Annotated in this window: 23 protein-coding genes and 2 pseudogenes; 10 read left to right on the top strand and 15 right to left on the bottom strand. The window is 58.9% G+C overall.

What is annotated here, in order from left to right; translation table 11 throughout:
* Positions 1-186 precede the first annotated feature (186 nt).
* The 4 genes and pseudogenes from AC0L2B_RS02600 (at position 187) to AC0L2B_RS02585 (ending at position 3,476) form a co-directional block, all read left to right on the top strand.
* Positions 187-738 carry a response regulator gene (locus tag AC0L2B_RS02600; protein ID WP_473513627.1) on the top strand — a complete coding sequence of 184 codons (552 nt, stop codon included), beginning with the start codon at positions 187-189 and terminating at the stop codon, positions 736-738.
* 79 nt (positions 739-817) lie between these two features.
* Positions 818-994, top strand: coding sequence for a hypothetical protein (locus AC0L2B_RS02595; protein WP_352966219.1), 177 nt, complete (start codon positions 818-820; stop codon positions 992-994).
* Positions 995-2,074: 1,080 nt separating this feature from the next.
* Positions 2,075-2,518 (top strand): annotated as a pseudogene (locus AC0L2B_RS02590) (DUF983 domain-containing protein).
* 103 nt (positions 2,519-2,621) lie between these two features.
* Entirely contained in the window at positions 2,622-3,476 is an 855-nt protein-coding gene (locus AC0L2B_RS02585; protein ID WP_473513629.1) for an inorganic diphosphatase, read from the top strand.
* A gap of 283 nt (positions 3,477-3,759) precedes the next feature.
* Here the strand turns inward: AC0L2B_RS02585 and AC0L2B_RS02580 are convergent, their stop codons facing one another.
* The 3 genes from AC0L2B_RS02580 to AC0L2B_RS02570 all read right to left on the bottom strand — a co-directional run bounded on the left by AC0L2B_RS02580 (position 3,760) and on the right by AC0L2B_RS02570 (position 5,232).
* Positions 3,760-4,338 carry a Crp/Fnr family transcriptional regulator gene (locus AC0L2B_RS02580; protein WP_473513631.1) on the bottom strand — a complete coding sequence of 193 codons (579 nt, stop codon included), beginning with the start codon at positions 4,336-4,338 and terminating at the stop codon, positions 3,760-3,762.
* 267 nt (positions 4,339-4,605) lie between these two features.
* Positions 4,606-4,860, bottom strand: coding sequence for a DUF6894 family protein (locus AC0L2B_RS02575; RefSeq protein ID WP_473744069.1), 255 nt, complete (start codon positions 4,858-4,860; stop codon positions 4,606-4,608).
* A gap of 132 nt (positions 4,861-4,992) precedes the next feature.
* Positions 4,993-5,232, bottom strand: a complete 240-nt coding sequence (locus AC0L2B_RS02570; protein ID WP_473513634.1) for a hypothetical protein — start codon at positions 5,230-5,232, stop codon at positions 4,993-4,995.
* Positions 5,233-5,958: 726 nt separating this feature from the next.
* Between AC0L2B_RS02570 and AC0L2B_RS02565 the strand changes: the two genes are divergently transcribed.
* Entirely contained in the window at positions 5,959-6,357 is a 399-nt protein-coding gene (locus tag AC0L2B_RS02565; RefSeq protein WP_473513635.1) for a YdbL family probable chaperone protein, read from the top strand.
* 89 nt (positions 6,358-6,446) lie between these two features.
* Here the strand turns inward: AC0L2B_RS02565 and AC0L2B_RS02560 are convergent, their stop codons facing one another.
* On the bottom strand, positions 6,447-6,956 hold the full coding sequence (locus AC0L2B_RS02560) for a ferritin-like domain-containing protein (RefSeq protein WP_065008846.1): 510 nt from the start codon (positions 6,954-6,956) through the stop codon (positions 6,447-6,449).
* Positions 6,957-7,142: 186 nt separating this feature from the next.
* Entirely contained in the window at positions 7,143-7,373 is a 231-nt protein-coding gene (locus tag AC0L2B_RS02555; protein WP_473513637.1) for a hypothetical protein, read from the bottom strand.
* Between the two features lie 128 nt (positions 7,374-7,501).
* Between AC0L2B_RS02555 and AC0L2B_RS02550 the strand changes: the two genes are divergently transcribed.
* Positions 7,502-7,813, top strand: coding sequence for a hypothetical protein (locus AC0L2B_RS02550; RefSeq protein WP_473513639.1), 312 nt, complete (start codon positions 7,502-7,504; stop codon positions 7,811-7,813).
* Here AC0L2B_RS02550 and AC0L2B_RS02545 read toward each other — a convergent pair.
* The 7 genes from AC0L2B_RS02545 to AC0L2B_RS02515 all read right to left on the bottom strand — a co-directional run bounded on the left by AC0L2B_RS02545 (position 7,810) and on the right by AC0L2B_RS02515 (position 14,554).
* A complete protein-coding gene (locus AC0L2B_RS02545; RefSeq protein ID WP_473744049.1) occupies positions 7,810-8,334 on the bottom strand; it encodes a YciE/YciF ferroxidase family protein in 525 nt (174 codons plus the stop codon). The genes AC0L2B_RS02550 and AC0L2B_RS02545 overlap by 4 nt on opposite strands.
* Positions 8,335-8,490: 156 nt before the next feature.
* Positions 8,491-9,591 (bottom strand): chemotaxis protein CheB, encoded by a 1,101-nt coding sequence (locus tag AC0L2B_RS02540; protein ID WP_473744048.1) that lies wholly within the window; start codon positions 9,589-9,591, stop codon positions 8,491-8,493.
* 219 nt (positions 9,592-9,810) lie between these two features.
* A complete protein-coding gene (locus AC0L2B_RS02535; RefSeq protein ID WP_473514080.1) occupies positions 9,811-10,776 on the bottom strand; it encodes an SDR family oxidoreductase in 966 nt (321 codons plus the stop codon).
* A 12-nt stretch (positions 10,777-10,788) separates the two neighbouring features.
* Positions 10,789-11,298, bottom strand: coding sequence for a DUF2231 domain-containing protein (locus AC0L2B_RS02530; protein ID WP_473514081.1), 510 nt, complete (start codon positions 11,296-11,298; stop codon positions 10,789-10,791).
* Positions 11,299-12,440: 1,142 nt separating this feature from the next.
* On the bottom strand, positions 12,441-12,986 hold the full coding sequence (locus AC0L2B_RS02525) for a hypothetical protein (protein WP_473513976.1): 546 nt from the start codon (positions 12,984-12,986) through the stop codon (positions 12,441-12,443).
* Between the two features lie 10 nt (positions 12,987-12,996).
* Entirely contained in the window at positions 12,997-14,172 is a 1,176-nt protein-coding gene (locus tag AC0L2B_RS02520) for a zinc-dependent alcohol dehydrogenase (protein ID WP_473744046.1), read from the bottom strand.
* 205 nt (positions 14,173-14,377) lie between these two features.
* Positions 14,378-14,554: a hypothetical protein gene (locus tag AC0L2B_RS02515; RefSeq protein WP_473513972.1), complete on the bottom strand. Its 177-nt coding sequence runs from the start codon at positions 14,552-14,554 to the stop codon at positions 14,378-14,380.
* A 15-nt stretch (positions 14,555-14,569) separates the two neighbouring features.
* On the opposite strand from AC0L2B_RS02515, the gene AC0L2B_RS02510 reads away from it, so the two are divergent.
* Both AC0L2B_RS02510 and AC0L2B_RS02505 read left to right on the top strand, forming a co-directional pair.
* Positions 14,570-14,839 carry a hypothetical protein gene (locus tag AC0L2B_RS02510; protein WP_473513970.1) on the top strand — a complete coding sequence of 90 codons (270 nt, stop codon included), beginning with the start codon at positions 14,570-14,572 and terminating at the stop codon, positions 14,837-14,839.
* Between the two features lie 565 nt (positions 14,840-15,404).
* The gene (locus AC0L2B_RS02505) at positions 15,405-18,770 is read left to right on the top strand and encodes a DEAD/DEAH box helicase (protein WP_473744044.1); all 3,366 of its coding nucleotides are present in this window, start codon (positions 15,405-15,407) and stop codon (positions 18,768-18,770) included.
* Positions 18,771-19,132: 362 nt separating this feature from the next.
* On the opposite strand, the gene AC0L2B_RS02500 is transcribed toward AC0L2B_RS02505, so the two are convergent.
* On the bottom strand, positions 19,133-19,345 hold the full coding sequence (locus AC0L2B_RS02500) for a DUF3606 domain-containing protein (protein ID WP_065008854.1): 213 nt from the start codon (positions 19,343-19,345) through the stop codon (positions 19,133-19,135).
* A 337-nt stretch (positions 19,346-19,682) separates the two neighbouring features.
* Between AC0L2B_RS02500 and AC0L2B_RS02495 the strand changes: the two genes are divergently transcribed.
* Complete coding sequence (locus tag AC0L2B_RS02495; protein ID WP_473513966.1) at positions 19,683-20,186, top strand: DUF4142 domain-containing protein; 504 nt, start codon at positions 19,683-19,685, stop codon at positions 20,184-20,186.
* A 208-nt stretch (positions 20,187-20,394) separates the two neighbouring features.
* Here the strand turns inward: AC0L2B_RS02495 and AC0L2B_RS02490 are convergent, their stop codons facing one another.
* Together AC0L2B_RS02490 and AC0L2B_RS02485 are read right to left on the bottom strand one after the other, a co-directional pair.
* Positions 20,395-21,351, bottom strand: coding sequence for a zinc metalloprotease HtpX (locus AC0L2B_RS02490; protein WP_473513964.1), 957 nt, complete (start codon positions 21,349-21,351; stop codon positions 20,395-20,397).
* Positions 21,352-22,119: 768 nt separating this feature from the next.
* Positions 22,120-22,391 (bottom strand): annotated as a pseudogene (locus tag AC0L2B_RS02485) (zincin-like metallopeptidase domain-containing protein); the annotation flags it as partial.
* Positions 22,392-23,170: 779 nt separating this feature from the next.
* On the opposite strand from AC0L2B_RS02485, the gene AC0L2B_RS02480 reads away from it, so the two are divergent.
* Positions 23,171-24,505, top strand: a complete 1,335-nt coding sequence (locus tag AC0L2B_RS02480) for a DUF4236 domain-containing protein (protein ID WP_473513962.1) — start codon at positions 23,171-23,173, stop codon at positions 24,503-24,505.
* Positions 24,506-24,802: the final 297 nt, after the last annotated feature.

The raw sequence follows: 24,802 nt of genomic DNA, 5'->3' as shown, positions 1-24,802 counted from the left end.
TGCCGCGGAAGTGTGGGCGACCTGTGAAGTGTACGCCTTTTGAGACCGGTCGTGACTCAAATAGGCCGGCCCGGCAGTGATCATTGCACTCCTCGACCTTGGCGTGTTGTCGGCGGCGATCGGCCGGAGCGAGCGCATGATCTCCCGACGTACCCGTCCGGCATCCAGCATGCAGTCGACGATCGCATGACAGCCTGGCTCCACGTCTCTTGGCGCGATGTGTTTTCGCTCGCTTTAACAAATGAGCATGCACTCTGGTCCGGACAGGCTTATGAACTGATTGCCGTGGTGTCAGCGCACATCGTGCTCCTGCCCAGCAAGGAGGAGCACATGAGAAAGCCTCTAGCACTTATTGTTGAGGACGAGCCGATGATCGTCGTTGACATTGAGGCGTCCCTTAAACAGGCCGGATTTGCGGTAGCCTCAGAGCCGAGTTGCGTTCGTGCAAGACAAATTTTGGCCCTGGTTGAGCCGGACGTCGTTATACTGGACGTGCTCTTGCAGGACGGCGTCAGCTCTTCGGTTGCTGAAGAACTGGTGGCCCGCAACATCCCCTTTGTGATTTATAGTGCCACGGACATCGAGGGCCGAGGTGAGGCCTTCAAGGCCGGAACTTTTGTCGAGAAACCTGCCGACGATTCCGTGCTCGTAGCTTTGGCGAGTTCGATGGCCAGGGCATCCGCGGCTGGCGAGCACGCTTCCATCTGGATAAAATCTAGGCAAGTCGGTACAGTGTGAGATCGCCAGCCACACACAATGGGCGCTGACGCTTGGGAGCGACCATCGGACTCCTGCCCCAAACGTAAGGCATTGTCCGATGGCAGAAGAAGCAGGGCGGGCCCGCCTGACAGACGACTATGTACGCTCACTTGCGCAGGAAACAGGTGCCACCGAGCAGCAAATACGCGACATTGTATCGCTGATCGGACTTGATCGTGCCTCGATCCTGAGAGAAGCGCGTCTCATGCGCCGTGATCTAGGGCCGAAGCTTTAAGGCTTTCCTGCAGACGGTCCGCGAGTCATCGACGGGCGTCAGCCTTCTCGGCTCAGGTTGCAACTTTAAAGGCAACATCGGCGTGAACTCTGGTGAGCATATCTACCGTGTACCAGGCCAAGAATATTACAATGAGACGCTGATTACCTCGAGCAAAGGTGAACGGTGGTTTTGCAGCGAGGCCGGGGCGCGATCGGCCGCTGGCGGAAGGCGACGCGATGAAAACAAAGCTGACGAGCGCCGCCTTTGACAGACCCAATTAGCAGATACCCGACAAGCCGTGCTACATGGGCGAAATTTACCCATTTAACGAGATCGAGCTAGCGCGGGTTCTGCGTGCCAGCCTTACGCATCATCGGGTGCGAATGGTCGTCTTGCGCGGTGAGATCGCCCTACTCCGAATGGAGATCAGAGACGCCACTGCCATCCGCGCTCATGTACGAGCTGCTACCGCTATGAGGCAATGACGCCAGAACCGCGATCCCATGTATTGCCGCCTATCGCAATCTCGTTGAGACCAAAAGCACCCAGATCGTGCTTGGCGCACTGCATCGGCGTCAGAGTTCATCGTTCGCATTTCAGCGGCCGAGCTCAGCGCGAAGTTCTCGCCTACCGCGCGCAGGACGCTTGGCTCCAGCTATTCGGCAGCGATCTGGAGAGTGTTTCAACATGGATCCTGCAGTGCTGTTGGCCACTGTCTGCGTCCACTGAGGTGGGCGAACAGCTAGCGCTCGATTCCTGCAATTGATTGAATTTCCCGCCTATAGGAACGGAAGCTTGCCGCGCCAAAATGTTCGCACGTTCGACGCCTGCCATCATCGGTTATTACGCGCTGTTCGAACCCAGCGGCTGTTCATTTACGCGGGATTTCAAATTGGCCGTGAGTTCGGCCGCACCAGGCATCCAGATTCCACCCGACGATCGTCGCTGGACGCCTGGAACGGGACAGAGTTCGGCGAGCGGAGCTAGGGGTTTTGCTAGATTCCTTAAGCTGCGCTATCTACGCGACATTGGCGCGAGCAAAACCAGTTACTCCTCGTCGCCGAAACCCCAACAAGGACGCAGCCTGCCTCGGAACTAATGCCGGGGCGATGTGGTTTTGTAGAATGCCTAGCGAAAACGACCAACCCCGTCCTAACCGGTATTAAGGGGCGTTGCCCCCGCTGACAACAGGAGCATCTGTTCAGCAGCTATCTCAAGCTGGCGCACCATTGCGATGTATGCGGTTTGGATTTCTCGTTCGCCGATCCGGCTGACGGCCCGGCCTTCTTTTCCATGTCGATTGTGGCATTCCCGGCGCTGGCTTTCGCACTATGGTTTCAGCTCACGTATGAGCCGTCCTACTGGATGCATGCGCTCACAACCTTACCCCTCACCGTTGGAGCGTGTGTTGCATTGCTAAGGCCGCTCAAAGGCTGGCTAGTTTGCTCGCAGTACTTCCACAAGGCTGAGGAAGGCTCCATCGACCGAGAATGGCATGCAGCCGAAGCTGAGCGCCATCGGCAGCAGCCGCCGAATACGTGAAGCTATGGGCCAAGGACGTATGTAGAGCTGCCGCACCTTTTCAGCCAGCCAATGCTCCCAACTACCTCGGTTCCCATTCGTCGCTGATTCCCAGCACGGAACCGTGTCGGATATAACCCTGCTCGCCGCGGAGGTGCTCGATATGCAGCTTCACCGCCTCTGGCCGACTGCTTCGCCGGCCGTTTCCTCAACTCTTTGGGCAGTGGACCGGCGTGTTCCTGAAGCCTTGCCGTCGATGATCGCATTCTCGACCTCAAGCTCTCTGGCGGCTTCGATGAGCCCAGTGTATTTGCGCGTCCAATCCGCACCGGTTTTTTGTGAAGACGCGGATAGGCACGTTCGGAACAAATCCGCCATCCGCCGCTTAGAGAAGTCTAGGGCCATTGGGATGGACTGGCGAGGACCAAACGTGGCGAATTATCTGACACTGCCTACGACTACATCGAAGGGTCGGATCAGGGTAGTCGTGGAAACACCGCGTGGCACCGAAGCAAAGTTGACTTACAAACCCAAGAAGAAGCTTTTCGAATTTACGCGGCCGCTTCCAGCAGGCCTAGCCTACCCCTACGACTGGGGCTTTCTGCCTTCTACGCTCGGCGACGATGGCGACGCCCTCGACGGTCTAGTCATCCATGAGGCAGCCAGCGCTCCCGGTGTTGTCATCAAGTGCGATCTGCTGGCGGCCCTTCGTGTCATGCAAACGGAGAACGGCGAGACCGTGAGAAACGATCGCTATGTATTTTGCCCGCACAAGCAAGATGCGCATAGCGAGTCTCTCCTTGGCGAGAATATTCCGGATCGTTTGCGATCCGAGATCGAGCAGTTTTTCCTGGCGTCGGTGTCCGGCACCGACAAGCAGATCGAATTCGAAGGGTGGCACGATTCCAGCCAAGCTCTCCGGAACATCCATCGGGCCATGAGAACTTTCGAGCGGAAACAACGAGCCGCCGGTCTCTGAGCGCTCCCACAATATTGATAAGAATGTAACTTGAGAACACAAGGCTGCCTGGACGCCGGATGGGCACCTTCTCGGGTCCAACTTCGGCGAAGTGCACACGCAAACTGCCGCTGGGTAGCGAAGTCCCAGATCATGCAAGTGCCGGTTCGCGAAAGCGATTTATGCCGTGAAGAATATGGATGGCGAAAGGGTTAGGCGGTGGGGAGCGCCAGCGCGAGGCGTCGTTTGAATTGCCGACAATGGTGGCGCTCGTCGCTAACGTGACTTTCGCCGAAGCCCCCGATCATAGCGGCTTGTCGATTGTCCCCAGCAACCGATCATATTCCCGCTCCGGCTCGCTGTAGGTGCCATCGGCCAACTGGAACAGACCATCACGATCCCTGATGACGATCTCACCCCGCGTGGCTTTGATTAGGCCCCTGCCCTCAAGCTCCTGGATAGCAACCGTGACACCCGGTCGCCGCACACCCAGCATGACGGACATGAATTCGTGGGTGATTGCAAGCCGGTCGTTGCGGACGCGATCGTGGCACATCAAAAGCCAGCGAGCCAAACGTTCGTCCAACTTCGACCGTGCGTTTACCAGGGCGGTGTAGCTGGTCTGAATATAGAGGGTCTGGACATAGAGAAGCAGAAGGGCCTTCAGCGTAGTGCTCTCAGACAGAGCAGACGACAGTGCCGAGGCTGGAATTCGCAAGCCGCTTCCCGCCAGTTGCATATAGGTGTCATGTGCGGCGCGATCGCCGCCTAGGGCCACTAACGCTCCGGTCATGCCTTCCATGCCGATCAGGCCGACCTCGGTATCCCGGCCCTTAGGTAGTTTGGCGACGACCGACGCGATGCCGTCTTCCAGGAAATACACGTTTTTCGATAACGGACTTCGTCGACTCAAGCTGGGTCCGCATCTGCAGCGCTACCCGTTCCATGTTGGGTTCGAGCGATGCCAGATCGCCAGGGGAAAGTCGCCGTAATAAAGCATTCTGATAGGGAATACTGGGCTGGTTAAACATAGCTCCACCCTCGGTAGGGCAAGAGCTTTCTGATCTCCCAGCCGTTCGCGCCCGTGACAACGTGCGAACGATGAAACTACATATGGGGTGCTAAAGTCCGAAAGCCAGTCACTTAGGCATTAAGGGCGGGCACCGGGCTTTGTAGCGGCATCCGAGAAAGGAAATCGCAACACCAATGCGTGTTTTTCGTTGCATATCTCAAAGACTGCGCCTGTCAGCACTGGCTTCCCGCTGAGCAGTCCTTCCGCCAGGATCTCCTTGGCGGAGGCCATCGCGTTCTCCTCAGCCTGCGCCATATCCGCGAATTCCTGCCCCTCGAGGTCCTCCACGAGGTGCCCGTCCTCGCTCCGGATATGGAAAAAATATCTCGGCATGCTCACTCCACCTCCATGGCTATCTAGATGCATGGAGGCTCATGGATAGTGTCGGAAACGTACCAACCGGGGGATATATGAACCGGACACTCGACGTGTCGGACTGCTTGAGCGCCTTCGCAGGCCAGCGGATCAGCTGACGCTGTCGGTGATTTCTGACCTGTCGAACAGCACGCCGAGGCCATGCTCGACGGCACAGGCGGCGATCATGTCATCAAGGGCTTTGCCGGACACAGGGCAATTGGGGAGGACTTCCCGTATGGCGGTTTCAGCTCTCGATGTTGAAACCACATCGTGCCGCCTTTTCCTGGTCTCCATATAGTGGTCGACCAGGGATTTCAGACGCCTTGCCGCAATCTCATCTGCAAACATTGTTGTTCACTCCTGTCAGTCAGGTCGCCCCGAAACAATGGCCCGCCCCTGTGCGAGGGCGGGCCCAATCCGATCGAGTGACCGGTGATCCGAGTGAGGGACCTGGATCGCCCAAGTAAGCTTGAGCCGGATTATTCGTTCCAAGGCGGCTACGGCTTGGTAATTCCCGTACATTAATTCCTATGCTGAGGTCTGAGGCGGCAAAGCTTGCGTGAGCTGCACCAAGCCCTTCTTTTTGCGCACGCCGAATCTCGCCGCCGGCCAAGCGGCGCAGGAAGCCGGCGCCTTCCGGCACCGCCGCGGATGATTGGAGAGCGCCACGTGCAGCGTAACTACTACCACCTCTTCACCTTCCAATCCCTCTTCGGTTGCGGTGCCGGTGCCCCAGCAAGAGCGGTTTTTGCCGGAGCCGAGCCGTCTTTGCATTTCGTGCCGCGCGCTCGACCTCGATCAATTCCCGCGCAGCATCCGACGTGCGCTCCTTTCTGTCTTGTTTTTCTTTGTCGGTGAATGCTTGCCTTTTGCCGCATTGTTCTCCCCGATCCGACAGCACAGCGCGTGTCGCCGCACTGAAATTGTCGCCAAATCAGGTTCCAACAGCACAGCACAAAAATTGCCACATTCTTCGGCACGGCGGGCTGCATCGGCTCCCCAAAGCGCACGCCGCTCCTCTGGAACGCTTCGACCACTTTGCCCGTTGTTCAAGGCACCTGCAGGAGGCTGGGCATGAAAACACTCCCCCACCGATTATTGCTGCCGGCTGTGATTACATGGCTGCTCTTTACCGTTCAGACATTTGCTCAGACTGGGCAGCAAGACGATCTACCCGGGCAAGGCGCATCGCCGACGACGGAAGATTCTCAGGACCCGCAAGACGTCGGCGTTGACGTTTCGCTCGGTAGGCAAGAGGTGAAACAGAAAATCGCAGCCAAGCTCGGAATCTCTGAGACTGAGGTGCCTCTGGCTGTACATGTTCCCATCGAGCTCGCTGAGCGGGTCTGCGAAAAAGAGGTGTTCGATGCGCGCTCGAACACGAACCGAAGCTGCACCGCGACCAAATACATCCCCGAGATTGCCGAGGCCGCGCGAAATCATCCGCAGACCTCCGCGGTTCCGGAGCAATAGGCTCGTAGCAGGTGAAGGGCTCGCCATTCCCCCGCGTATGGGTCGCGACAGCTCGCCCTTAAGCGCAAATAGAGCGGCGCCTCTGCACGTCACCGTTTCGCGGTGTCAGAGTCCCGCTCGTCGCGTCTGAGAAACTCGCTGGTGACTGTGCCGAGCCTGTTTTCCAACCAGTCGGCCATCGCCTCTTCTTCGCGCAAATTTGCTTTGCACGCGCTTTGGGTCTCGAGGTCGCCGACCTCGTCGGCTGCGGCAATGAGCATCTTGTAGCTGGCGATTTCCATATGCTCGAACGTGTAGCTGGCTAGCGATCCTTTCATCACCTCGTCGCCTGCAAAAATGCCGCTGATATTCTGTCCGAAGGCGATTATCTTACCCCCGGCATCCTTCAGGGTCGAAGATCCATCGCCAATCCGGTCGAGGCATTGTTCGAGACGTTTCGCCTGTTGCCTCGTTTCTTCGAGATGCGTGTTCATCCGGTCACGAATCTCGGGATAGTTTTCCAGACGCTCGATTTGGCCGCTCAAAATGGTCTCGGCCTGTTCTTCCATGGCGTGAGCGTCGCGAAGCCACTGCACCAGACGTTCCTTGGGCTCTGTCATGTTGGTCTCCGTTGGGTCAGCATTAGTTTTACTGCCATCGCAACGTCGCCACCCACCGTTGGTTCCGATCGCCCGCCAAGTGCAGTCGATACTCGTGGCCCGTGCTCTCTCCCAAGAAGCGCGGGATTTGCATTGTCAATCCGATACTCCGGATATCGCCGCGGATATCTCGCCTGAACGGCTATGCTAGCGCAGCAGATCTGCGACTATCCCCAGGTCGAGGGCCTCTTCAGAGTGGATGTAGGAATTCGTTGTCGCTCGGCGGTAGAGTTCGTCAATGCTAAGCGAACTGCCCTCAACGAGTTCCTTAAAACCCTCCATTTCCAGTCGCTCCGCTGTCTCAAGTAGCGCAAGCTGCTCGCGCACGATCTGAATGGAAGATTTCATCGGGCCATTCAGTTCGACACTCGTCTGCATACACCGCTCATGCACCAGGAGAACCGCGTCCGTGGTGAGGAAGCGGAACGGCTTCGGGAAGCCGCGAAGATAGTCACCCCCGCCGAATACACTTTCGTCTTGCCGACGCAGTACGCATTCCGGCCTGAATGCTGCCCAAACAGCCGAATTTCGAGGGCAATCCGCGGGGCCGCATCGGCATCCCCGCCGTTGGTGTTGAGCTCCATGATGAGGTCGTCGCCGCTCTGGCGTACGGCTTCCAGGCGACCAAGAAAGAAGACGACAGTGCCGTCGTCGATCAGACCGTTGACCGAGATGTTAGGCTCGAACAGGAGTTGCCGCAGGCTTGGCGCCTGGCCGGCCGGCACCGGCGACAAAGGCGCGCCACCGTCGTCCGGAGGCGCGGTCTCTCTATTGTTCATGACGTGCTCATTGATTCCGTCGAAGCGCCGATTACCTAGGCAGCTTCCTGCATCGCTCTCTCGTTGACGCTGGTCTCTCCAAGCTGCGTCAGCGCCTCGTCAGTCGCCTTTTCCTCTTCGAGCGTCTCCTCGAGCAGCGGCACGGCATCCTTTAGGCCGAGCAATCCGGCCCAGGTGACCAGGGTGCCGTAGCGGGCGATCTCATAGTGTTCAACCTCTTGCGCCGCCGCCACAAGACCAGCGTCCAGAGCCGGAGCTTGCTTGAATTCCTCAAGTATCTCCTGCCCTTCCTCAATGATGCCATCGATCGCGGGACATGTCTTTCCTTGTGGCCGTTTGCCGAACATCTCGAAGACCTGCTGCAGCCGTTCGATCTGAGCCTCCGTCTCGTCGCGGTGCTTTTCGAATGCGGCGGTCAGTTGGTCGGATTCGGCACCCCTCGCCATCTTCTTCAGCGCAACCAGGATTTTGCGCTCAGCGTAGTAGACGTCCTTCAGTCCGTCGTGGAAAAGATCTTCGAGGCCCTTGGCCTTGCTTTGCGATTCCTTTTTCGTAGCCATCGTCGTCTCCGAATGTGAGAAACGCGTGTCTGGTGGCACGCGCAGCATTAACCAAAGTGGGTGCTGTTTGTTCCTTTGGCCCGATCGGATCCACGGTCATCACATAGATCTGGTTCGGTTTCATCGCGGTCTTTCGAAGCATCCGGCGAGGCCGGATCAGTTTTGTTTCGCGATCGGGCCATCCTCTGCCACTGTACCCCGCCTGCTTTCGAGAATTCGTTCGATCACTTCGGCGTCCGCTTCATATTCTCTCGACCGTTCCTGCAGCTTTGCCGCCATGTCAACGCGAGCCAACTCACTTTCCCGGTCGGCCATTCGCCGGGTGAATGCCGCCCGCTGCTGATGCGCGCGCAGCAAGCTCCACAATATCTGGTCAGTCTCGGCCGACTGAGCCTCGAGCATCGCGTCCGAGGTGAAGGCATGCCCAGTGTGGCATCGGTAGCGAAGCATGTCGCCGTCCTCGATCTCCCAGAGAGGACCGTGGCACTCCGGACAAACAAACAACGAAAGTTCGCCGAGACGATCTTCATTCGACATAGCGGAGTGCTCCTGAGCTGCGACTGCCGCCTCCAGCCGGACTCCCGGTGGAACAGGAAGCGTCTCGCCGGCGGGCTCGGAGGCCAACCGGGCCAACAGATCGCCCAGTCCGACGATCGGCACGCAATGGTCGATTTCGACATGGCGCTGGGCGCTCCGAACCATGTCTGGTACGGCCGCGTCTTGCGGGTCCTGGATCACTGTTACTCCCCCGACGGTCTTGATTGCCCGGAGACCCGAGGTGCCGTCGGACAAGCTGCCGGAGAGGAGGACGCCAATGACCCGAGCTCCATAGCTACACGCGGCCGATCGGAAGAGAGGATCGATCGCCGGCCGGGCAAGGTTCTCGCGAGGGCCGCGCCGGAGCAGCATGTGATCGTGGTGCAGCAGCAGATGGAAACCGGGTGAAGCCACATAGACGCGCCCCCGCTCGAACTGCTCCCCACTCTTCGCCTTGGTCGCCCTGAGAGGGCCAGCCCGATCCAGGATCTCCGGGAGATAGCTCGTCTGGCCCACGTGGAGCACCACGAAGACAGCAGCGGCAAGATCGGGCGGTAGATAGGTCGCGAGCCGCTTCAGTGCCTCGACGCCGCCGGCCGAGGCTCCGACAACGATGATGCAGCGATTTCGAGAGCTGATCCTTTCGCTTTCATTGGGCAAGTCCAAAACGCGGCCCTGATCGTTCGAAGCTTGGCCCGACCTATGTCCAACATTGCTCATGCATTGCAACGAATCCGAGAGCGGCTGCGTTCCCTCGCGGCGTAAAGGAACAGGCCTTCATGAGCAGTTGCCTGAGGCTAAATTCGAATTCTTGGCAAAGCAGGTTCGGGGTCCCTACGCCATTCTGATCTGGTCCGCTACTTCGCGCAGTTTCAACGCTACCGACGGTGCAGACAGCTTCGTCATCCGCAACAGCAAGATTGTGTTCCAATCCATTCACTAGAGGTTGGAAGCGGTGGCTGGGCACGTGCTCAAAGGGCACGCGACGATCAAGGGGAGTGACGCCCAACAGCCTTCGTCCAGTACTGGCGCCAGCGGCCGGCAAACTTCGTGAGGGGACACACTTGCCATCAAGTTGCCATCGTGCGGTTGTTCGGCGTTTTCCTGAAACTGTAGACGTGGCCCCACAACAGCGACTATCCATTCCACCAGTGATGGCGCAACCCGGCAGCCAAATTCCAACACGAATGCAAAGCCGCCAACCCTGATCTCGCGTCGAGGATGGCTCGCTGCGCCGACAATTGCAGAGGCGGCCCGCTCGGCGGAGTAAACAGGGACAATGGATCGCGCCTTGCGGCCGAACAGATTCGCCGCTTTCTGGTAGATAGGGGTGTCCATGGCTGCAGGAAGGATAGCACACACATGAATGTCTGGCGTGGTGCGCAACTCCTGCCGGATGGACGCTGTGAGCCCGCGTATGAAAAACTTGCTCGCGACATATATACTGACAAAAGGCTCTGGAGCGACACCGAGCATTGAACTGACGTTGATCAGCACTCCACGGTCTCCTTGAGAGCGGAATTGCTTGAGGGCGACCTGAGATCCGTTGATGTAGCCAAACACATTCGTGTCGACCAGACGGTGGAACAGCGGAGGCGGAACTTCCTCAAAACGCCCGAAAATCAGCACTGCGGCGCAATTCACCCAGACGTCAATCCGGCCGAAATGCGATACTGCAAAACCACGGATTTCCTCGACCGCGCTGTAGTCTGCCACATCGGCGGGAAAGGTCAGTGCCTCACCGCCTGAGTCGACGCATTCCTTAGCGATGTTGTCGAGCGCGTCGTCGTTTCTAGAAACCAGTACCAGCCGCGCCCCTTGTCGCGAGAACCCAAGAGCAGCCGCTCTGCCGAGGCCGCTCGAAGCGCCGGTGACCACGACAACGCGTCCCCGCAGGTCGGCCATGCCAAGACCTCATCAAAATCGTCCCGCACGAGAACTGGTGCCCTCACCCTCCTCAGGATGCACTCCTACCCTGTGCTCGTAGACGAGCGTTCCGCCCTTCCAGCCAGTGTAAACAAGAAGCAGGACAACAAGCGTAGACAGGGCCAATCCCCAAGGCAGAGTCGCCTCGACTGCGCCTGTACTGAGCCGCAAAACGAAATTAGCCAAGGCGAGTACCACTGCGATGACATTGCCTATCATGTGGTGCCACGCGGCGCCGAAAGAGCGTACGACTGCATTTCCAAGGAAATCGGCAAAGCCGGCCAGCGCCGCTGCGGCGCTCATAAGCAAGGCAAACCCGAGCAGCCAAAAAGAAGCCTCGGCCCAGAAAGCATTCTCGGTCGACCAAAACACCAGGTCTGAGAGGAACACCGACACAAACAATGCGATCGGAAAAGGAATCAACATGGGATGGATCGGATGACCGCCGATTTTCGCAGTGGTGGCGACGCCCAGCAGACGGTTGGCTCGATCGTGAGGCATGTCATAGAACGCTGAAAAGCCTGAATAAGTTCCAAAAACCCGAGCCGGTAATCACTGTCAAGCATCTCCACTCGCGGCGCCCAGTGACGGCTGGTGATGGGATTCCAAAATATTGTTGATAGCAAGGATCACACTATATGACGGCAGACAACAGGGCCTGAAGGCGAGGGATTGAGGCAGCGCGCAAGCGGCCATTTCGCTGCAAGCCGGCGAAATGTGCACCGCCCCGGTGTTCCGTGCAGAAAGAAAGCCCGCGCCCTTCGGGAAAAAAGGACGCGGGCCGTCGGGAGTCATCCATGTCGCAGCTGCACGAATCAAACTTTCAGCCCGCGCCGAAGTTCCACACGGAAACAAAAAAGGCCCGCTACGCCTTCAGCCGCGCCGCTCCAGCACGCCAAACAAAATAGGGGCCCGCACCCCGAGGGGATGGGAAGGACGTGGGCTGATCGGAAGGGGGGAGTCCGATCTTTCAGCCCTAGGGCAAGTGCTGCACGACCCGAACGCCTTTGGCTCGGCCAGGGTTCCGGAAGGAAGACAAACCGCCTGCTGACGAGCCACTAGATCATCTCGAAGCCCAACGAAGTTCTACTCGTCCGTCCTCCCGCCGGTATAATTTGCAACAATCCGAGACGCGAGCACTTCAGGTCGTTTCTCCAGATTGAGCCTCCGTGTCACCCCCAGCGGGCTTGGCGTGCCGTTCAGGAACAACAACGCCCAAGCCAAGTTTGGTGGTCCAGGAGGTTACGACAATGCGCATACTGAGAACATTGTTTGAACACTTGTGGCGCTCGAACAGCAAGTCGCCGCCCGAGCTTGCACCGCCCGTCGACGCGATCGTTCGGCTGCTGAAAGAAAAACAAAATCTCGCTACAAAGAAAGGACTTGGTCGACCAGATCAGAGTGCTAGCGGCTGACCGGGCTGCACGCGGGGTACGGCATCGCAGCTTGGGACGGATCGGTATCATGCCCGGCTAGTCCTGGGTCGCTGGCGCATGGACCACGGCTTCTTCACGCCCGACTGGAAGGCAGCCGAAGCCCCGGTTCGAAGCTTGGCTGTGCAGGAGCCGGAGCTTGCCATCGGGACTGTGCCCGGCGGCAGGCACGGGCATGCGGAAAGACCGTCTCCTGAGGTCAGCCACCGCTCAATTCTGGCTGGCGGGTGACATGTCTTTACGCGCAAGGCCCCGCACAGCTTCGAGACCCCGCGGGAAGCCGCTGCGGTCACCGAAATCCTGCGGTTGGCGGCGGCCGCGAGCGTGCCGGGCGCTTACGTTTTGCACGGTCAATAAATCGATGAGTGTCACACCGGCAACGAGCACCAATGCAAGTCCGACGTTGTCACGCTTTGGGTTGTCGTGCCGGAGCGCCCATAGGAGCGTTGCGATGTCGAGCCCATCACCGGCCACACGGCTCCAAAGCCCCGGCTTTTTGTCTGCCGACAAGGACAGAATGCCGCTGCTGATTTCCCGCGCTCCGTAGGCACGGATCAAGCCTTCCTTACCAGGCATGCCGAGTGCGCGGGCGATGCGCTCGGAGCTTATAAGTTCGGCCATGCCAAGCGCGATGCTAAACCATCCAAGTTTGCGCGCTACCATATCGGAGGGCGCAAGCGCCTTTGGGCCAGATTTTACGACCCTTGGGTCGCTTGGCCATCTGCTGAGATTGCCGAATTTGCTAAGCATGTTCATGACACTGGTCCTATGGCTTCAGTACGACTTTGACGCAACTGTCCTGCTTGTCGCGAAAGATCTGGTACATCTCGGGTCCTTGTTCGAGCCCGGCAGTGTGGGTGATGACAAACGACGGGTCGACCTGACCTTCTTCGATGCGACGCAGTAGGTCGTCGGTCCAGCGGTTCACATGCGTCTGGCCCATCCTGAAGGTCAGGCCCTTGTTCATGGCTTGGCCAATCGGGATCTTGTCGACGAACCCGCTATACACGCCCGCGATTGAGATGACGCCGGCTGGCCTGCAGACATAGATCATTTCACGCAGCACGTGGGGCCGATCGCTCTCCATCAGCATCATCTGCTTCGCGCGGTCATAAACGGTGTCTGGTTGACGAAAAGACACGTGACTTTCCATCCCGATGGCGTCGATGCATTTATCTGGCCCCTTGCCGCCTGTAAGCTCGTTCAGCCTTTCAACAACGCTCTCCTCCAGGAAGTTGATGGTGATCGCGCCGCCCGCTCCGGCCATGGAAAGGCGTTCGGGCAGGCAATCTATGCCCACGACCTGCTTGGCACCGAGAAGAATGGCGCTGCGGATTGCCATCTGCCCCACCGGGCCACAGCCCCAGATCGCGACGGTATCGGAGGGCTCGATCTCGCACTGAACAGCAGCCTGCCAGCCAGTTGGCAATATGTCGCCAAGGAAGAGGACCTGCTCATCGGAGAGCCCGACCGGTACCTTGATGTGCGTTGCATCGGCAAATGGTACGCGAACATACTCGGCTTGTCCGCCCGGGTAACCGCCGGTCAGATGGGTATACCCAAACAGCCCAGCCGTCGTGTGACCGAACGCCTTGTCGGCGATGTTCTTGTTGCGGTTGGTACGTTCGCAGACCGAAAAGTTCTTGCGCTTGCACTGGTCACATTCCCCGCAAATTATGGTGAAGGGAACGACGATGCGGTCTCCCTTCCTAAGCGCGCCGTTTATCTCGGATCCAACTTCCACCACCTCACCCATCATTTCGTGGCCCATAATGTCGCCGGGCAGAATTGCCGGAATGAGGTTGTGATAGAGGTGCAGATCCGAGCCGCAGATCGCGCAGCTCGTCACCTTGACGATGACGTCGCGCGGGTCTTCGATTTCGGGGTCGGTAACCTCGTCGCAACGTATGTCTTCTTTTCCATGCCAAACCAGCGCTCGCATGCGTAATCTCCTATAGGAGCTGTTCGCGGCGTCGCGAGAGCGAGCTCGGCCGCTTTCCTTCAGGCTGCGAATTAGCTTTCCGAGGTCCAACCGCGAGGCAGCATCCATGTTCCCCGCCTCCGTTAAAAAACTCAGGCAGGCTCTTGAAAGGTGGGGCTGATGGCGTGTCGGAGCGTCGAGAAGGCGGTGGCCGCCCTGCCGGACATCATAAGAAGGTCAAGGAAGCATCTACGTTTCGCGGCTTCGCCGTTGCGGTGGTGCATGGCGGCAGATGATCCTTGACCAAGGCTATGGCCTTCGCAGCAACCGGGATGACGCCCTCTAAGGTCAGCAGCACCACCATCTTCCAGGTCTCCTCGGTGTCGAAGGCGATCTCGGCCACGGTGGCCGCCATCGCATGACGAAGGACCACAGCTTCGACTGGGCCACCTCGGTCGGCAAGGCCTGGGACCGCTTCCGCCCCAATCTCGACTACGTATCGGGCGACGCCACCATCGGCGAGTCTTCGTTCCTCGCTCCGGCCTGCGTCCGGCGGCGGGCAGCGAGCTCGAGGATCTCGGTCCAGCGCAAGCAGATCGTCGTGCCGCGGCTGATCGGTCGGCTCGTGCTGATCTGGGGCTTTCCGCTGTCGCTGTGGCTGCCGACCGACGCAGGGTTCGAGCGATAGAGTGAAGCCCTGGGCAAGTCCTTGGGGGTCTATGGCGGGCGAGGGTTACCAGGCACGTCCGGATCGGTGCGAAGACTCGATGCGGATGCATATCGCCAATGGTAGCGCCAACCTGTTGATTGCCGATTTTGTGACGGGATGCTTGGAGTCTAGCACGCCGACGGTGTGCATGAGCTTTTGGACAGCAACCGTCGAATGATTGCTGAGCCTGAGAACTTGGGTCCATCTGATAGCGAGTCATTTGGCCAAGTCTAGCAACGGGCAATTGGAATGCCGACCACAGATGCCTAAGCCGCTATCGACCAGCCGCTGCCGTTTCGTCCCAGAAAGAATCCACAAAGCCGTAGCGCCCCCGGATTCGCGACTTGCTCAGGAAACCTCGCAATGCACGCATTGCTAGACAGTGCGGCACTCTATTCTCATGGCGCACGATCCGATCACACGCTGGGCAAGGCAACGGTTGCCGCTTTGCGACGTTGCTGAAGGCCGAGCGTCGGCAACTGTGCCGCCCAACGGAACACCGGGCGCCTCGCGGCCGTTTTGTCCCAGGATCGGAAGGTGAGACGTGGATAGAGAGACCAATGCCGGAAAGGCTGAGCAGTGCGAACTTGCATCAGGAGGAGAAGGCGACACACCGCCAGCTGCCGCAGTAGCTGCGGCATTGGTCAGCGCGTTGGAAACCACTCGAAATGGGGACATGCTCCATATCGCGAGTTCCGAACGCAGTGCCGCTGACATCACAAAGGCATTGCGCCACTTCCTCCCAAAAGCTGATATCCTGTACATGCCGCCGTGGGATTGCCTGCCATACGACAGGGTGTGGCCCACTCGCGCCACTATGGGGCGGCGGGTCAGCGTTGTTCATGCTGTTGCGGCCGCTACGAAAAGACCCCGCATCACGGTTACTTCGGTCGAATCTGCCCTGCAGCGGGTACCGCCTCCCTCCGCAATCGGCCAGGGTTTCGCGACCCTGCAGATCGGACAGGAGGTGGACCCGAGGGCACTTCGTGTATTGGCTGAGAGAACTGGCTATGTTGTCGACGATCGGGTCGACGAACCAGGCGAGATGGCCGTCCGCGGCGATCTTATCGACATTTTTCCTGCCGACCGTGACCACCCTATTCGTGTTGTACTGGGCCCTGGCGGCACCATCTCCGAACTTAAGGCATACGACCAAATCACTCAACGAAGCGAGCGATCGCTGCACAGAGTCGTAGTCGGCCCGGCGTCTGAGCTTATGTTGGAATCCGGCAACGAGTTCGACCCTGCAGCGATGCGCACCATCCCGATGGAGGAACGCCTGGTCTCGCACTACTCCGACTTGCCGGCGCTCTTCGATGTCGCATCAACAGCTAACATCTGCTTCCTGGATGGATTGGAAGAAATTTCGCTCGCACGCGTCTTGGACCTCATAGAGGAGGCGTGGCGCGGCAGGCGGCAAATATCCGCGAAGGGGCGGTCCGCGGCGAAACAGTTTTATTTGTCGCGTGAGGAATGGGACGACTCGCTACGGGGTCGCCATTGCTTGCGTCTTATGGTCCCGGTTGGCCGAATTCCCAAATTCTTCCACCTGCCGCGAGCCGGGCACGAATTCGCCGAGTTCGCCCAGGCGCGCGCAAGCTCGGGGTTTAGTGTGGTGGTCACAGGCGAAGCTTCGGAACTGCGCCGAGCAGAGCGGCTGTGCGACCGTAAGTTCGGTCGCAAAATGGACCCAGTCGCCGATTGGCCGCAAATCCTCTCTGTCGAAAGAGGCTCCCTTCTCAAGGCGGAATTTGATCTCACAGAGGGCTTTGTCGACGAACCATCCCGAATTGCGGTCATTGCGGCAGCGGATATATTCGGCCCCTCAATGAATGGAAACGCGAGGCCCGGCAGCGGCATTGTCGAACCCGACCTGCAGCTCGGTGATCTGGTGGTCCACGAAGACCATGGCATAGGCGTGCTTGCCGCGATCGAACAAATTGAAGTGGCTGGCCTGCAACAGGATGTCGTAAAGCTTGAATATCATGGCGGCGCTTTCTTGCTGGCCCCAGTGGAGGAGTTTGGCCGTATATGGCGCTATGGATCCGAGCCAGAAGCGATAGCCTTGGACCGACTAGAAAGCGAAGGCTGGAAGAAGCGGCGCCAGTCTGTAGTCCGCGATATCGAGAAGGTAGCCAAGCGGCTTGTCGCCATTGCGAAGGCCAGGTCCTGCCAGTCCGCCGAAATGATCAAGCCGCCGCGTGCTGATCTTGCTCGCTTCGCGGCGCGATTCCCCTATACCGCGACCCCCGACCAAGCCGCCGCAATCCGAGCCGTGATGGATGACCTGTCGTCGGGTAAAACGATGAACCGGCTGGTCTGCGGCGACGTCGGGTTTGGAAAGACGGAGGTGGCGCTTCGGGCGTGTGCTGCGGCCGCATTCTGCGGCAAGCAGGTTGCTATCGTTGCGCCCACCACGGTGCTCGCGCGTCAGCATTACGAAACGTTCTGCCGGCGTTTCGCAGAGTTCAACATCCAAGTTTCTCACCTGTCCAGGGTGGTCGGATCGACAGAGACAAGGAAAGTGAAGGATGGTCTGAGAAGCGGTAACATCGCAGTCGTCGTCGGGACCCATGCTGTTGCGGCCAAAGGAGTGGCCTTTAGCGATCTCGGGCTGCTCGTAATCGACGAAGAGCATCGGTTCGGGGCCAAGCTGAAGCAATCACTGCGAGGGTTGGCGCCATGCCTCCACACTCTGACCATGAGCGCCACGCCGATACCCCGCACGCTTCAATTGGCGATGGCGGGCGTGCAGGAAGTCAGCGTCCTGAACACACCACCTGCCAAGCGGCGTCCGGTTCGCACCATCTTGGCTCCTTTCGATGCCGGTTCGGCCAAAGCTGCTCTATTGCGCGAATACCGCCGCGGAGGACAAAGCTTCTTTGTCGTACCACGCATAGATGACATCGAGAATGTCGTTGAACAACTGGGCAGGCTGGTTCCGCAGCTATCGGTGAAGATCGCGCATGGCGAAATGAAAGGGCGCAAGCTGGACGAGATAGTTGTCCGGTTCGCCGCAGGCGAAGGCGACATTTTGTTGGCCACTGACATCATCGAAAGCGGACTTGATATACCGCGGGCAAACACCATTCTCGTTTGGCGGGCCGACCATTTCGGACTTGCACAGCTCCACCAGCTTCGGGGTCGTGTAGGCAGAGGAAGGGCGCAAGGCATTGCACTTCTCTTGACCGAGCCCGGCAAGGAATTGGCTGAAGGCACAAGGTCCCGACTTTCGGCTCTTGTAGCTCTCGACCGGCTTGGCTCTGGCCTGGCCATCAGCCAAAGGGACCTCGACCTGCGCGGCGCCGGCGATCTTTTCGGCGAAGAACAGGCGGGCCACGTAAAGTTGATCGGAGTCGGGCTCTATCATCGACTGCTCGAGCGTGCCTCATTGGTTGCTCGAGGCTGGCCCGGCGCTGACACGCACCTCCCAGACATCAACTTGCAGGCCGGAGGGTCATTCCCAGAAAGCTATGTGCCGGAGCCAGCCATACGCCTCAGCCTGTATTCGCGGTTGTTCCGCATGAGCACGCATTTGGACATCAACGCATTTGCCGACGAAGTGGAGGACCGCTTTGGAGCCATGCCGAGCGAAGTGGCTACGCTGCTGGAGGTAACTCGATTGCGAATGGATGCGGCAGCGTTAGGCCTGAGCCAGATCGACACAGGACCCGAAGCGATTGCGATCACCTTCCGCACAAAGCCCTCCGCCTCGGTCCGGCAGAACATTTTAAGGCTGGACGGGTTCGAATTTCGACAAGGCCGCTTGATCTGTAGGCCGTCAAACAAACCAGGCATCGCAAAACTCGAGGTTTTACGAAGCGTGATCGGTTCCATTCGCTCGGCACATTCGGCACGTGAGCTGAACGCGAGACCGAATGGTCAAAGCACAACCTGCAATGGCCCCTAGCGGTTCTCAAGCTCCGGGTCTGAGATTGAAGGCATCCGAAACGACCTGCCCCAGCGCTCTCAACGCGAGCCCTGTCGATTCTTGCCGCAGCCTGTATGCTCGCACGTAGGTGCCGAATGGTGCCCACACAGGCTCGAATTTCCCCGTCGACTGTTTTCCCGGGGGTGGGCATTCAGCGCGGCCTACCACACCAACATCAACCAGCGGCGCAGCAGGTCTAGATAAACGTCGGTGAGGTCAGGTCCCGTAGGGAGGCTGTGGTGAGTGACAATTTCCCCAGATGACCCAAGACCGTTTCGTACCCGCCTCCTTGCAGACGCCTTGTGCCACCCACAGCCACGTCAACCACGGTGATGTCTCTATCAGCCGGTCAGCGGACCTCCTTGCAGAACGGTTTTCAATTGCTTTGCAGCGGCTGTCAAAGCGTCGCGGTCATTCCCGGTGGCTTTTATTAGCTCGCGGACCTGCTCTGGCGTGATGCCGTTCTCGCGGGCGAAATGTTCCACCTCATAATCCTCGTCGACGGCTACGCGGTTACGGTCGCGGAAATCACGCTTCGTCTTGTCATCGGCCATTTCGTCCTCCTGCGGCTTCGATCAACGGCAACGCTGGCAAGTGACTTTCGTTGCGCCGGCGCGCCTGGGGAGGGCCGGTCATGACTACTTTGCCTCCCGGGGAAGGTTGTACGGCTGACGCCTATGGACATCTCTCAAGGGCGCTTCATGGCGGGCAGATGGGGAGCGACTGACAGCGCGTTGGTCTAGGAATGCCAGAAAGGCACCGGTTGATGACAGCGAGCATGCTGACCACGTTGTCACCGAGGGATGGCAGGAACGTCATCAGATTTCGCAGGAACAATCGTCAATCGAGCGGGTTGGAGGGCCCGTTGGCGAAAACATGAAGGAGGACGAGATGAACATCATGAGAACGGCCATTGCGGCCGCTGCGGTCGGACTGATGGGCTCGATCGCACTTGCTCAGACGGCAAAGATATCGCCGCAGGAGTTCGCGACGATGGCGGCCAGCTCCGATTTGTTGGAAATCCGTTCAAGCGAGCTGGCGATGCAAAAGTCGCAAACAGCCGCCATCCAGGAGTTCGCGCAGATGATGATCAACGATCATACGAAAGCGTCCAAGGACCTGATGGCTGCCGCGCAGAAAGACGGCGTCACCGTCCCGGCTGAAATGACAAAGAAGCACGCCAGCAAGGTCGAGGCACTAAAGACCGCTGACAACGAAGCTTTCGATGAAGCTTATGTTGACGCTCAGGTGGCTGCTCATCGGGAAGCGCTTGCGCTGATGAGCTCCTATGCCGAAAGCGGAGACGCCGCGGCGTTAAAGGTACACGCGCAAAAGACCGCTCCCATTGTCCAGAGGCATTTCGAGCACGCTCAGCAACTGGATGAGGCTAAGTGACACGGCCAAAGACGCGGCATGGGACTCTTCGGACCATGAAAAGGGATGTAGCGGGGTGGCCATGCTGGCCCCCTCGCTGCTGGTCGTCCGGCATACAAACACGTCCGAGCCGAGCACCCGCCTAAGCGAAGTTCCACGCACGATCTGTCTTCTCTTCGCGATTCGATCTCTCTAGGCGTCGTTTAGCGGGAGCCAACGCTTTGCCCTCCTACACGAACGGGCGCATGAGATTCTGCCGCCAGGACCGATCGCCGCGTCCGGCGAGCGAGTCGAGATAGGCCGTCCGGTTCGCAAGCGGAAGATCAGGCCGAACGGGCGAGACGAGTTCCGCCAGGCGCGCAATGCGCTCGCTTGTGCTCGGATGCGTCCGGAACCAGTGCAGCCACCGTGCCCCGCGCGAGTCGAAACGCTCCCAATCATCTCCCTGTATGGCTTCGATCCGTCGCAGAGCAAGGGCCAATGCCTGCGGATCGCCCGTGAGCTCCACGGCCCCTGCGTCGGCCAGGAACTCCCGCCGCCTTGAAAGCGAGAGCTGGAGAAGATCGCTAACAGTGGGCGAAAAGGTCAGGAGCAGAATGCCGAAGGGCGACAGAAACTCGCCCGTCGCCCAGAGCACCGGCAGCAGCGCGAAAAGCAGGAATAAGCCGACGCTTGACATCACCTGCGTCATGGCTCCAGCCGTCGCCGCGAGCCGCATGATGAAGATGTCGCCGTGGCGGATATGGGCGATCTCATGCGCCAGAACAGCAGCGAGTTCACGCGGCGGCAGCGTCTGAAGGAGACCGCTGGTGACGGCGATGGCGGGATCTTGCCGATCGCCGGCAGCCATGGCCTGCAGGACGGGCGACGGCAGCAGGTGGAGAGTCGGCGCGCGAGGCAGGCCGGCGCGGCGCGCGAGCTCTGCGATCAGTATGACGAGTCCAGGATCGCTGTGCCGGTCCACGACGATGGCCCCATAGGCCTGCCGGAACAGGGCGCCGCCGGAGGTGGAGCCGACCAGGAGGGCGATACCGGACAGGATGAGGCCGAGAACGATGCCGTCGGACCCGCTGATCACGTACCCTGTCCATGCGGCGAGTGCCATAAGGCCGATGAGAATGATGACCGAATGAAGCCTGTTTAGCGCGCGCTGCTGCCTCAAGGCTTCGCTGTCAAGCAGGTACACTGTAGGACCGGGAGTTTGTTTTCGGCGCTGGCCCACTCTTCACCTCTTTTGCTGCGATTTCACAGCGCTCGTTTTCAGATCGAGCTTTGGACACAGTATAAAGCTCGGCACACCATTGCCCCTCCGATCGGAATGCGGATGCCAACAGACCGACAGTAAGGCGAGTACCACCCGGCCCTGGTTAAGCTAACGCGCAAGGAAGAGGATGCGAGATGGCAGGCAAAGATTGCGAGCAGTTTATCGACGATTCCGTCTACGCGGCGAACGTGGAGTCACGCGCGGAAGCGCTCGCAGTTTCGGTGCCATCCGGGGCGGGATGCGGATCGTCGAAGTGCGGCTGCTTCTGAAAATACAAATTCGACATAGGAGGGCGGCCTAGGAGCCCCCTTTCTGAATCACTCGGCTAGCGCCTTGATAATCGGCGTGGACCATAGGATCAGTATGAACCCGATACCCGACCAAAAGCATCACAGTATCCCAGTTGCGATAATCCCGGCGCATCTCAGGCGTCCCTGACAATACATCTATCTGTTACAGAATCCCGCGCTCAAAGCCAGATCCTCCGAAGTGCACGAAGGAGGGCTGTATCTGTCCCGCCGTCTGTACCGCCGGGTGACGCGCCCAGCAAAAAAGTTGGTGAAAGCTGGATCGAATTCAAGAGTTTCTGTTGCCGAGCAGTAGAAAAACCGCCGTCCCCGTAGCCATATAAGGCGCAATCACTTGCCGCCAAATCATGTTGCTCCTCCGAAGCCGCAGGCTCGCCCTCGTTTACTCCGCGACCTGTGTCGCCCTCCGCTGAAGCTCATGCAGGTGATTGAGCCGCCCGCTGGGCATGCGCTGCCGCGGCGAAGATGAAGCGGTTCTCGTTGCTGAGAATTTCGAGCCAGTTCGCAAGATAGCTTGCGTGGTCGTGCCTAGGCTCGAGCTCCGGAACGATGCCGAGAAAGCAACCGCCCAGATCGGCCAACGAGTTCTTCGTGGACCCTGAAGGAGGGATCCTTATGAAAACGGGAGAGGTTGCGATCAAGCCGTTTCTCTGAGCGCAGGTTGCGTAAAGCCGCCGGCCAAGCGGGCGGCAAGCTGCGGCATAGTAAGGATTTGAACGCCGGTTTCGCCGTGGCGCGCGGCAGCGATTCTACGCATTCGAAAGGCGAGAGGGCCTTCGACGACGATGGTCCAGCGTTTCATCGCGTGCCCTTTGTTCCTCGAACGGGTAGTCGGGTATCGAAAATCTGGTCCGCGACCTCATTCCGTGCCCAAGCGACCCTTTTAGGCGCGCAATGTACATGTTGCCCCCGAACAAACACTATGAAGGTTACAATGGCGCTCGTGATGAGCTCGGCTTTATTAGGGCAACGACGTCTGTGAAGAGGTTGGGCATCGCTGGAAGAAGCGGACTTATTTTGTATCGGCCGGTAGTCCGAGCTAAAAGGCTAGTGCTGCCTGAGCGCCACCGTCCTACGATTGAGTTCCAGGCTGCAATCTTATGCGACTTTCGCAGCACAGATAGAGAACATCTACTGTTGCGACCGCCCATGACATGGGCGTTGGACCGTGGATTGATCCCCAAGGCGGTCATTTGCACCAACGGAAAACGAGCACAACTATCCGAGCTCATGGATCGTCACGCTGGGAATAACTGCCTTGGCGATATCGCACGACCGGCACATCCTATCTCCCCAAACAGCTTGAAGACCTCCTCGGATAGGACGTGATCGAAGGATTCAATTAGATCGTCGGCGATAAAGGGCACAGAGGGTCCAACCGACTCGACTCGCTGTGGCTTTCGCCACATCATGTTCACGGGGGGCGCTTGGGGATGGTATTCCGATTTCGAAAATCTGTAAGGATTGCGCCGGGAGTCCGGATAAATCTCAACGCGAAAAGTGCCAGCGTGCGGGTTGGACCGAAAGGGCTTGGATATACAGTTAGCACAACAGGCAAAAAGCGCCTCAGCACGAGCATCCCGGGCACCGGACTTTCTTATTCAGAGGTTGTTTCGTCGAAGCGACAGCCCGTGCCTCGCGCGCCGTCGCAATTAGTTGCTTCTCAAATTAAGCCGTCTTCGAAGGGCCCGCTCGCCCTTGTGCTACTCGCCATTGGCGCTGGACTGGTTTGGTGCAGCACGCCGTATAATGAAACCAAGATTACCGGAGAACGGTTATTAACCACCGGATTCGTGCAGCCGAATCTAAAGCCCGCGACAGTAGAACCGGACCCCCGGGCCTCCCAGGGTACAGACGCTTATGCCGGGCCCGCCCCTTCCGTTCAAAAGACACTTTATAGCACCGCAAATGTTCGCCTACGGACATCCCCATCGGCTGAGTCCCAGATTGTACTCACCGTCCCAGTTGGATCTGCAGTGTTGTCATCGAAGCGCGAAGGCTCTTGGCATCACGTTTCATACGGGAACTATTCGGGCTGGATTTTAGGCGATTATCTCGCGGAGCCTGGCACTGAACCAGCGGCAACTTCTTCGCCGGTAGCACCGCTGGTTTCAAGCGAACAGCCGGCCTCTGACAGCAACACAATCTCAGGCCGCGCGACCATCATCGACGGAGACACGATCGACATTGCCGGCACGCGCGTGCGTCTCAATAGCATCGATGCGCCTGAGAGTGCTCAGCTCTGCCGGAATTCAAAGGGCAAGAACTACCGCTGCGGCCAGTCTTCTGCGAAAGCGCTTGATGCCTGGCTGGCGAAATCCCGGCCCGTAACCTGCACATTCATAGATTGGGATCGCTACGGCCGCTTCGTCGGCGACTGCTATCGTTCCGACGGCACGGCGGTGGCAGGATGGCTGGTCACAGCCGGCCACGCAATGGACTGGCCGCAGCATTCGGGCGGCGCCTACGCGGGGCACCAGGACGAAGCTCGGCTGGCCAGGCGCGGGATCTGGCAAGGCGAGTTTCAGCCTCCTTGGGAATGGCGTGCCGCACAGCAGGCCCCTAAGCCTGAAACCACGAATCCAGTTCGACTGCTCTCCGGCTCATGCGACATCAAGGGCAACATCAGCAACAAGGGCGTTCGCATCTACCACCTCCCCGGCCAGCGTTTCTATGACGAGACAGTGATCAGCCCTGCCAAGGGTGAGCGAATGTTCTGTTCAGAAGATGAGGCGCGCGCGGATGGTTGGCGCCGGTCGAAAAGGTGACTATAGCTGCAACTTCGTTGGACTTTGTATAGTCCGAGCCGCTGCAGGTCGATGCTTTCAAGCGTAGCGGGTTCTGTCGACGTCCAGATGGGAAGCCGTTCGCGCCATGCACGTCACTTACGTCGTAGCGTGAAGTACAGGTTGAGAGAAGCGCGTCGGAAGGTCCAGAAATGGCGAAGTTGTGTGCGTCAAGTTCTGCAAAAATGGCGTGGCATTCAGCGGTGACGTTGGCGTGTCCGCCGCGCAGCCCCCGTGTTTAGCGGAGCGGCGGACATGGCGGCCGCGTCTCAGGCGGCC

It is taken from the genome of Mesorhizobium sp. WSM4815, assembly GCF_055811575.1.
Note: the sequence above shows the minus strand (reverse complement) of the source record. Positions and strands in the feature narration are given on the sequence as shown.

What these genes read in the sequence shown, in the direction of transcription:
- AC0L2B_RS02600 (WP_473513627.1), top strand. Translation starts at nt 187, where the DNA reads ATGACAGCCTGGCTCCACGTCTCTTGGCGCGATGTGTTTTCGCTCGCT.
- AC0L2B_RS02595 (WP_352966219.1), top strand. Translation starts at nt 818, where the DNA reads ATGGCAGAAGAAGCAGGGCGGGCCCGCCTGACAGACGACTATGTACGC.
- AC0L2B_RS02575 (WP_473744069.1), bottom strand. Translation starts at nt 4,860, where the DNA reads ATGCCGAGATATTTTTTCCATATCCGGAGCGAGGACGGGCACCTCGTG.
- AC0L2B_RS02570 (WP_473513634.1), bottom strand. Translation starts at nt 5,232, where the DNA reads ATGTTTGCAGATGAGATTGCGGCAAGGCGTCTGAAATCCCTGGTCGAC.
- AC0L2B_RS02565 (WP_473513635.1), top strand. Translation starts at nt 5,959, where the DNA reads ATGAAAACACTCCCCCACCGATTATTGCTGCCGGCTGTGATTACATGG.
- AC0L2B_RS02560 (WP_065008846.1), bottom strand. Translation starts at nt 6,956, where the DNA reads ATGACAGAGCCCAAGGAACGTCTGGTGCAGTGGCTTCGCGACGCTCAC.
- AC0L2B_RS02555 (WP_473513637.1), bottom strand. Translation starts at nt 7,373, where the DNA reads ATGCAGACGAGTGTCGAACTGAATGGCCCGATGAAATCTTCCATTCAG.
- AC0L2B_RS02550 (WP_473513639.1), top strand. Translation starts at nt 7,502, where the DNA reads ATGCTGCCCAAACAGCCGAATTTCGAGGGCAATCCGCGGGGCCGCATC.
- AC0L2B_RS02545 (WP_473744049.1), bottom strand. Translation starts at nt 8,334, where the DNA reads ATGGCTACGAAAAAGGAATCGCAAAGCAAGGCCAAGGGCCTCGAAGAT.
- AC0L2B_RS02540 (WP_473744048.1), bottom strand. Translation starts at nt 9,591, where the DNA reads ATGAGCAATGTTGGACATAGGTCGGGCCAAGCTTCGAACGATCAGGGC.
- AC0L2B_RS02535 (WP_473514080.1), bottom strand. Translation starts at nt 10,776, where the DNA reads ATGGCCGACCTGCGGGGACGCGTTGTCGTGGTCACCGGCGCTTCGAGC.
- AC0L2B_RS02530 (WP_473514081.1), bottom strand. Translation starts at nt 11,298, where the DNA reads ATGCCTCACGATCGAGCCAACCGTCTGCTGGGCGTCGCCACCACTGCG.
- AC0L2B_RS02525 (WP_473513976.1), bottom strand. Translation starts at nt 12,986, where the DNA reads ATGAACATGCTTAGCAAATTCGGCAATCTCAGCAGATGGCCAAGCGAC.
- AC0L2B_RS02520 (WP_473744046.1), bottom strand. Translation starts at nt 14,172, where the DNA reads ATGCGAGCGCTGGTTTGGCATGGAAAAGAAGACATACGTTGCGACGAG.
- AC0L2B_RS02510 (WP_473513970.1), top strand. Translation starts at nt 14,570, where the DNA reads ATGACGAAGGACCACAGCTTCGACTGGGCCACCTCGGTCGGCAAGGCC.
- AC0L2B_RS02500 (WP_065008854.1), bottom strand. Translation starts at nt 19,345, where the DNA reads ATGGCCGATGACAAGACGAAGCGTGATTTCCGCGACCGTAACCGCGTA.
- AC0L2B_RS02495 (WP_473513966.1), top strand. Translation starts at nt 19,683, where the DNA reads ATGAACATCATGAGAACGGCCATTGCGGCCGCTGCGGTCGGACTGATG.
- AC0L2B_RS02480 (WP_473513962.1), top strand. Translation starts at nt 23,171, where the DNA reads ATGGTATTCCGATTTCGAAAATCTGTAAGGATTGCGCCGGGAGTCCGG.